8 protein-coding genes are annotated in these 7,623 nt (G+C 74.4%); 5 read left to right on the forward strand and 3 right to left on the reverse strand.

The annotated features are described in order from the left end of the window. Nucleotides 1-589 (reverse strand): LacI family DNA-binding transcriptional regulator (locus AB0J52_RS19795; protein ID WP_500183060.1); only part of this gene is annotated, 589 nt, incomplete at its 3' end. Here AB0J52_RS19795 and AB0J52_RS19800 point away from each other — a divergent pair. The 3 genes from AB0J52_RS19800 to AB0J52_RS19810 all read left to right on the forward strand — a co-directional run bounded on the left by AB0J52_RS19800 (nt 576) and on the right by AB0J52_RS19810 (nt 3,339). Then, nucleotides 576-2,090 carry an MFS transporter gene (locus AB0J52_RS19800; RefSeq protein WP_500183061.1) on the forward strand — a complete coding sequence of 505 codons (1,515 nt, stop codon included), beginning with the start codon at nt 576-578 and terminating at the stop codon, nt 2,088-2,090. The genes AB0J52_RS19795 and AB0J52_RS19800 overlap by 14 nt on opposite strands. Before the next feature lie 56 nt (nt 2,091-2,146). Then, complete coding sequence (locus tag AB0J52_RS19805) at nt 2,147-2,626, forward strand: hypothetical protein (protein ID WP_500183062.1); 480 nt, start codon at nt 2,147-2,149, stop codon at nt 2,624-2,626. Nucleotides 2,627-2,709: 83 nt separating this feature from the next. Next, complete coding sequence (locus AB0J52_RS19810; protein ID WP_500183063.1) at nt 2,710-3,339, forward strand: DUF305 domain-containing protein; 630 nt, start codon at nt 2,710-2,712, stop codon at nt 3,337-3,339. Between the two features lie 49 nt (nt 3,340-3,388). Here AB0J52_RS19810 and AB0J52_RS19815 read toward each other — a convergent pair whose 3' ends face one another. Beyond that, the gene (locus AB0J52_RS19815) at nt 3,389-4,954 is read right to left on the reverse strand and encodes a dolichyl-phosphate-mannose--protein mannosyltransferase (protein ID WP_500183064.1); all 1,566 of its coding nucleotides are present in this window, start codon (nt 4,952-4,954) and stop codon (nt 3,389-3,391) included. Continuing rightward, nucleotides 4,945-6,156, reverse strand: a complete 1,212-nt coding sequence (locus tag AB0J52_RS19820; RefSeq protein ID WP_500183065.1) for a hypothetical protein — start codon at nt 6,154-6,156, stop codon at nt 4,945-4,947. Before AB0J52_RS19820 ends, AB0J52_RS19815 begins: the two co-directional genes overlap by 10 nt. A gap of 203 nt (nt 6,157-6,359) precedes the next feature. On the opposite strand from AB0J52_RS19820, the gene AB0J52_RS19825 reads away from it, so the two are divergent. Together AB0J52_RS19825 and AB0J52_RS19830 are read left to right on the forward strand one after the other, a co-directional pair. Continuing rightward, complete coding sequence (locus AB0J52_RS19825) at nt 6,360-7,028, forward strand: hypothetical protein (RefSeq protein ID WP_500183066.1); 669 nt, start codon at nt 6,360-6,362, stop codon at nt 7,026-7,028. A 103-nt stretch (nt 7,029-7,131) separates the two neighbouring features. After that, on the forward strand, nt 7,132-7,623 hold a 492-nt coding region (locus AB0J52_RS19830), incomplete at its 3' end, for a PLP-dependent transferase (protein ID WP_500183067.1).

The raw sequence follows: 7,623 nt of genomic DNA on the forward strand, positions 1-7,623 counted from the left end.
CGCGGACCAGCGTCGCGCCCGGCACAGCCGCCACCGCCTCCGCGAGGGCACGCCCGCGCGCGTGGAACGTCCACTGGTCGATGGACGACGCGACGTGGCCGAACCGGCGGTGGCCGAGCCCGGCCAGGTGGGCCACGATCACGCGCATCCCGGCCTGGACGTCGAACACGACGGTCGGGGCCTCGGCCGCCGGGTCCGAGTCGAGCATCACGACGGGCGTCCCGGCGAAGCCGCTCACCGCGTCCTCGGCCAGCGACGAGGACAGGATCCCGTCGATCGCCTCGTGCGGGGCGGCGAACGGGCTGTCGGCGGGGCCCGCGTCGTCCGGCCAGGGGTAGGCGACGATGCCGAACCCGTGCCGCGCGGCGACCCGCGCCGCGCCCTCGTAGACCGCGCCGAAGAACGGCGCGCTCAGCGTCGGGACGACCAGCATCACCGTCCGGGTGGAGCCGAGCCGGAGGCTGCGCGCGGCCAGGTTCGGCCGGTACCCGAGGCGCTCCGCCGCGTCCTGGACGGCCGCCGCGGTCGCCGGCGACACCCGGCCGGACCACTTCCCGCCGAGCACCAGCGAGACCGTGGACTGCGACACGCCGGCCGCCCTCGCCACGTCCCTGCTGGTCGGGCGGCTGTTCAAAGGGGACATCGGGCTCCGCCGGGCACACCTGGGGGCTCGCCCGGCGGCCCGGCGGCCCGGCGAGCGCGACATCGCTCCACGACCCCCGCCGGCCGCCACCGGCGCCGCCCGGGACCCGGGCGGCGCGCTCGCGCCGGTCGCGGTCATCGCGGGATCGGTCATCGCGGGATTGGTCAGCGGCAGCCTACGTGATACGTATGATGATGGCGCTAGTAATACGTATGACCCCAACCCTCGGAGTGTGATGCGCGGCTACGTGGAGTTCCTCCGCACCCCGCACGCGGCGCGGCTGCTCGGCGGAACCCTGCTCGGACGCCTGCCCAACGGCATGGCGATGCTCGCCGTCGTGCTGCACGTGCGCGCGTCGGGCGGCGGCTACCCGCTCGCCGGGACACTCGGCGCCGTGCTCGGGCTGGCCACGGCCGTCGGGCAGCCCGTCCTCGGCCGCGCCATGGACCGGTTCGGGCAGACCCCCGTGCTGCTGCCCGGCGCGCTCGCGTCGGCGGCCGGGTTCGCGCTGCTCGCGGCGTTCGGGGCCGACCCGCTCCCGCTGACCGTCCTCGCCGTGGTCATCGCCGGGTTCGCCACCCCGCCGCTGGAGGCCGGGCTGCGCGCGCTCTGGCCGTCCGTCCTGGACGGCCCGGACAAGGTGCACGCCGCCTACGCGCTCGACGCCGCCGCGCAGGAGATCCTCTTCACCGTCGGCCCGCTGCTGGTCGTGGCCGCCGCCGCGGTCAGCACCCCGGTCGCGCTGCTGCTCACCGGGGCCCTCGGCATCGCCGGGACGCTCGTGGTGGTCAGTTCCGGGCCGTCCCGGCGGTGGCGCGGCGAGCCGAGGGCGGGGGACTGGGCCGGTCCGCTGCGCTCTTCCGGCCTGCGCGTTCTGCTCTCCTCGCTGGGCATGGCGGGCATCGCGCTCGGCGTCTACGCGGTCGCCGTCGTCGCCTACGCCGAACGGCTCGACTCCGAAACCGCGTCCGGCATCCTGCTGGCCTCGATGTCGGCGGGCGCGCTCGCCGGCGGGCTCGTCTACGGCGCGCGGTCCTGGCCGGGCGAGCTGCACGTCCGGCTGCCCTGGCTGCTCCTGCTGCTCGCCGCCGGGTACGCGCCGCTCGCCTGGGCGCCCGGCCTGCCGGTGATGACCGTCCTGGCGTTCGTCAGCGGCGTGTTCCTCGCGCCCACCCTGGCCTGCTCGTTCTCCCTGGTGGACCGGCTGGCCCCGGCCGGGACGGTCACCGAGGCGTTCGCCTGGATCGTCGCGGCGATCGGCGCGGGCAGCGCGCTCGGCTCGTTCGTCGCCGGATACGGCGAGCACCTCGCGGGTGTGCCCGGCGCGTTCGCCGGAGCGGGCCTCGGCGGCCTGCTCGCCCTGGTGGCCTGCCTCGCGGGCCACCGCACCCTGCGTCCCGCGCCCGTGCGCGCGGACGCCCCGATCAGCGGCGCACCGGTCTCCTGACCCACCCACTCGAGACCGGTGCGCCGCCCTTTCCGAGGGTGGGTAGGATCGTCCCCATGAACGGGCGGGGGGTATATCGGGGGGCGGCGCTCACGCTGCTCCTGACCGCCCTGCTCTCCGGCCTGTTCCTGATGCACGGGATGTCCGCGAGCCCGTCCCCGATCCACTTCGCCGACCCCGTCCCGGTGACGGGTCCCGGCGCGGCCGCCCACCCCATGCCGGACGCCCCGTCCGGCATGGCGCAGCGGCCCACACCTGGGGCGGCGTCCGGCGCTGCGACCGGCCACATGCCGGACGCGACGCCCGCCCGCGTCCTCGCGGCCTTCCGCGACATGGGCCATGACATGGCCGGATGCCTCGGCGGGACGGTCTGCCTGGCGCTGCTGGTCTTCGGCGCCTTCGCCGTCGCCCTGGTCGCCCGGTCGGTGTCCCTGCTGCCCGCGCGACTTCCCACCGCGGCCCCCTGGACGCGTCGCCGCGGTCCGCCGCGGGCCCGTCCGCCCGATCTGCACCGGCTCTGCGTCCTGCGGCTGTAGAGGTCCCCGCGACCTCGGCGGCAGTACGGCCCTGCCGTGGACACGGCACGGCCGAAGGACATGGAGCACAGGGAGATCGACAGATGAAGAAGCAGCGGATCATGGCCGTCGGCATGGCGGTCCTTCTCGGCCTCGGCACCGCCGCCTGCGGCGGGGACGACAAGAAGGACGGCAAGATGTCCGGGCACGACGGCATGTCCATGCCGAGCTCGTCGGCGTCGGCGTCGGGATCGGTGTCACAGGGCGACCACAACGCCCAGGACGTGATGTTCGCGCAGATGATGATCCCGCACCACCGGCAGGCCGTGGACATGGCCAAGACCGTCCTCGCCAAGGGCGCCGACCCGAAGGTGAAGAACCTCGCGGACCGGATCGAGAAGGCGCAGGCCCCGGAGATCGAGAAGATGTCCGGCTGGCTGAAGGGCTGGGGCGAGTCCGTCCCCGGCGCGGGCGACGACTCCATGGCGGGCATGGGCCACGGCATGGACGGCATGATGACCGAGAAGCAGATGGCCGACTACAACAAGGCCACCGGCAAGGACCTCGACCGCAAGTTCCTCACCATGATGATCGAGCACCACAAGGGCGCGGTCACCATGGCGCAGCAGGAGCAGAAGAGCGGCAAGTCGGCCGAGGCCAAGGCCCTGGCGGACGCCATCATCAAGGCGCAGCAGGCCGAGATCACCGAGATGAACGGCCTGCTCAAGTCCTGACCCGCCCGCCGCGCCACCGGGCCCCGGGAAGCGGGGCCCGGCCCGGCGGTCAGATCCAGGAGTTGAACCAGATCCGGTCGTGCCACTCGCTGTAGGTGATCACCTGCGCGGACAGGATCGGATAGAAGTAGGCGAAGTTCGCCAGCACCACCAGCATGAACGCGCCCGCCCCGGCCGCGCCGAGCACCCGGCGCGGCCCCGGCGGGCGCTCGGGTCCGACCAGCAGGCCCAGCACCAGCACGATCGCGATGATCATGAACGGGACCATCGGGGTCGCGTAGAACAGGAACATCGTCCGGTCGTCGAACGCGGACGGGAACCAGGTCAGCCAGCCCGCCGTGAAGCCCAGCACGGCCGACCCCGCCCGCCAGTCGCGGGTCACCAGCCAGAGCAGCAGCGCCACGACCAGCGCCGCGATCGCGCCCCACCACAGCGCCGGGGTGCCGATGCCGAGGATCTCGCTGGAGCACTTCTTCGCCCCGCAGCCCGACGGCTCGGTGTAGTAGAACGCCACCGGCCGCCGCAGGATCGGCCAGTCCCACGGCCACGACTGGTACGGGTGGTGGTCGTGCAGGCCGTTGTGGAAGTTCAGCATCTCCCGGTGGTACTTCCACAGCTTCGGCATCGCCTCGAACGGCCGCCACAGCGGGTTCGACGAGGGCGTCCCGCGGTCCCAGCCGCCCGCGTTGAAGATCCAGCCGGACCAGGTGACCAGGTAGGTGACCAGCGCGACGCCGACGAGCTGGAAGAACGCGGGCACCGCGTCCAGCAGCAGCGCGCCGGGAAGCGGCTCGCGCACGCCCGCAGCGCGCCGGGCGCCGTAGTCCCAGCAGACGACCATCAGCCCGAACGCGGCGAGGTAGAAGACGCCCGTCCACTTGGTCGCGACGGCCATGCCGAGGCACGCCCCCGCGGCGAACCGCCAGCCGTGCAGGACCAACGGCCCGTACACCGAGGTGTCGCCGCCGTCGATCCGGTCGGCCAGGCGCCGCCGCGACCGGTCCCGGTCGACCACCAGGCAGCCGAACCCGGCCAGGACCCAGAACATCACGAACACGTCGAGCAGCGCGGCCCGGCCGGTCACGAACGACAGGCCGTCCAGCGCGAGCAGCAGGCCCGCCGCGCAGCCGAGCAGGTTCGAACCGGTCATCCGGCGGACGACCCGGGCCAGGATCAGCACCGCGAGGGTCCCGCACAGCGCGGGCATGAACCGCCAGCCGAACGGCGTCGCGCCGAACAGCTGCTCGCCGATGGCGATCATCCACTTGCCCGCCGGCGGGTGGACGACGAAGCTGCCGCCGTCCGACCAGATGTTCGCGTGCGGGTCGGCGATGAGCATCTTGTCGGCGTCCTTCACCGTCGTGTGCTCGTAGCCGAACTTCAGCAGCGACAGCGCGTCCTTGGCGTAGTAGGTCTCGTCGAAGACCACCGACTTGGGCGAGCCGAGCCGGTAGAACCGCAGGAACCCGGCCAGCGCCGTCACCAGCAGCGGACCCAGCCAGCCGGCCAGGGCGCTCCCGGGGATCGCCGGGGCGAGCCAGTCGCGCAGCCGCGGCGGGTACGCGGGCCGCGGAGCCGCTTCGGTCTCGGCGGGCGTCAGGTCCGTCATCGCCATTCGCCCATCGTAGGTGAGCGCCCGAGCCCAAACACGGACCTTCCGGGCCGCACACCGGCTTCACCCGCGCCGCGCACGCGGCTTCGGACCTCCCGCACCGCCCCCGGCCGTCGGCGCGCCGCCGCGCGGGCGGACGGGCGGACGGGCGGGCGGGGGCGGCGGCGCGCCGACGACCCGCGAGAATGGGGACATGAGCCGGTCGCGATGTCCTCCTCGGCGGTGCCCGAGTCCGGCGAGCCGGGCAGCTGCCACTCGCGCATCTGCTGCTCGTCGAGGACGAACGGGCTGAGCTTGTCCTGGACGAGGAGTTCGGCGCCCGTCCAGCGGTCGATCAGCACCGCCCGGTTCGGCGCCGGGTCGCCCCCGCCGAGCGGCCCGGTCCCGAGCATGAGCAGCCGGAGCGGCGAGTCCCGGCGGGCGGTGTCGCGCGCCGCCTCCTTCCACGCCTCCAGCAGCTCGTCCGACAGCGTCGCCTCGGGCAGCACCGCGATCCGCGCGCCCGCCTCGTCCAGCCGCCGCAGGATCGTCCGGATCCGCGCGCGGACCTGCGGTGAGACGGCCGGGGCCAGCCGGTAGACGGTGCGCCCGTCGCGCTCGTCGAACTCGATCCGCATCTCGTCGAAGGACTCCAGCATGGGCGCGCAGCCGACCGCGACCGGCTCGTCCGGGCAGAGGTGCGGGTCGTGGACGGCCGGGAGCCGGGTGTGCTCCAGCCCGTCCCAGAGGTCCGGCGGGACGCGGTGGACGCCGAAGAACTCGGGGAGCGCGCGCAGGCCGTCGGGGCGTCCGGGCATGGCGCAGCGGGGGAGCAGCGCGCCGCCCGCCGCGCCGGTGTCGAACCGCCCCTCGACCAGGTACCGGACGGTGATCCCGGTCAGCGCGGACGCGTCGTGGAAGGGCCCGTACGGGTTGGCGAGCGCGAGCGCGCCGTCCAGCGCGAGCAGCAGCGTGAACCGGCCGCGGTCGCCCTCCACCTCGACGATCCCGGCGGTCTCGGCGGGGTCCAGCCCGCCCTCGTCGGAGATCCGCTCGCGCAGGTCGTCCGCGGCGCGCCGGACGCGGTCGTCCTCGTACCAGAGGTTCGGCGGCCAGGCCCGGTGCAGCCGCTCGGGCAGCTCGTCGTACAGCCGGACGAACAGGTCCGCCGGGTCGGCCGGGTAGTCCGCGTCCTCGCGCGGGTGCTCCGCGAGCCGATCCGTCATCTCCGCCCTCCAGGGTCGCCGCCGCGTTCCGGGGTGTCCTTCGATGCTAGCTCCGCCGATCTACGGCTCTGACCTCCCGCGGCGTGCGCGGGACGGATCACTTGACTTTCACTTGGCATCGACGGACAGTGGAGAGAGACGACGAAGAACGCCGAGGAAGTCGATCCGGCGACGGACCCCGAACGGAACGAGGACCAACCGACATGGCGACCACCACCAGCGCGACCGACGCCTTCGGATCGAGCCGCGGACGGCTCGCCGAGGCCGAACGCCTGCTGGAGACCCTTGACCAGGCGGAGTCGATCGACGAGGGCCGGTTCAGCGCGCTCGGCATGCTCATCACCGACGCCTCGCTCTGCGCCGACGAACCGGCGCTGTCCGCCATCAAGGACGGTCTCCAGTGGCTCCACCGGACCCGTTACCTGGACGTCCCGGCCCTCGATCCCGACCAGCGCGAGCAGCGCGGCCGCCTCCTCGGCCTGATCGACGTCGCCGACTGGGCGCTGCGCCGGATGCCGTCCGGCCTGCAGCTCGGCCTGCGCCCCGGCGGCCACGCCGCCCGCTTCCTGGTCGCGGTCGCCGCCCGTCCCGGCCGCTCCAACCGCGAGCTGGCCGCCGAGCTCGGCACCGACGACACCGAGATCAGCCGGGTCGGCCGCCGGCTGCTCGCCGCGGGCGTGGTGTGGCGGCGCAAGGAGTGGCGCAGCAACCTGTGGGACATCACGCCCCGGGGCCGCGCCTACCTGTCGGAGATCGGCCTGCTGCCGTCCCCGGCCGACGGCGACGCCCCGGCCCCGTCGCCCGCGCCGTCCGGCCCGTCCCGGCGCGGCGTCGACCCCGACCCGGCCCCCGCGCACCGCCGCCGCCCCTGACCGCCGCCCGGCGGGGCCGTGCGAGAGGTCGCCGCACCCCGGTCGACGGGACGGCCGGCCTGGGCGGTTAGCCTTCGGGCCAGAGATCCCGGAGGAGGACGGCATGGGCCACGGCGACAGCACGCGCAGCGTCCGGGCGGGACGGCCCGCCCCCGAGCAGTGGACGCCCGAACTCCCCGGGCCGGCGTTCGCCGCGCACTTCCACCTGTCCGGCGAGGCCGCCGGCCCGTACACCTACGGGCGCGAGGCCAACCCCACGTGGACGCTGCTGGAGGAGGCGATCAGCGAGCTGGAGGGCGGCGGCACGACGACCGTGTTCTCCTCCGGGATGGCGGCCGTGTCCGCCGCGATGCTGTCGCTGGTCGCGTCGGGCGACACCGTCGTGATGCCGGACGACTGCTACCAGACGACCCGCGCGCTGCGGGACCGCCTGGAGTCCTACGGGGTCCGCGTCCGGATGGCCCCTACCGCGGACGACGCCCAGATCGCGCTGGTCGAGGGCGCACGCCTGGTCTGGCTGGAGACGCCGTCCAACCCGGGCCTGGACGTCTGCGACATCCGACGCGTCGCCGCCGCGGCGCACGCGGCGGGCGCG

Source organism: Spirillospora sp. NPDC049652, from assembly GCF_040675125.1.
In the GTDB taxonomy this organism is placed as follows: Bacteria; Actinomycetota; Actinomycetes; order Streptosporangiales; family Streptosporangiaceae; genus Spirillospora.

What these genes read in the sequence shown, in the direction of transcription:
- AB0J52_RS19805 (WP_500183062.1), top strand. Translation starts at nt 2,147, where the DNA reads ATGAACGGGCGGGGGGTATATCGGGGGGCGGCGCTCACGCTGCTCCTG.
- AB0J52_RS19810 (WP_500183063.1), top strand. Translation starts at nt 2,710, where the DNA reads ATGAAGAAGCAGCGGATCATGGCCGTCGGCATGGCGGTCCTTCTCGGC.
- AB0J52_RS19815 (WP_500183064.1), bottom strand. Translation starts at nt 4,954, where the DNA reads ATGGCGATGACGGACCTGACGCCCGCCGAGACCGAAGCGGCTCCGCGG.
- AB0J52_RS19820 (WP_500183065.1), bottom strand. Translation starts at nt 6,156, where the DNA reads ATGACGGATCGGCTCGCGGAGCACCCGCGCGAGGACGCGGACTACCCG.
- AB0J52_RS19825 (WP_500183066.1), top strand. Translation starts at nt 6,360, where the DNA reads ATGGCGACCACCACCAGCGCGACCGACGCCTTCGGATCGAGCCGCGGA.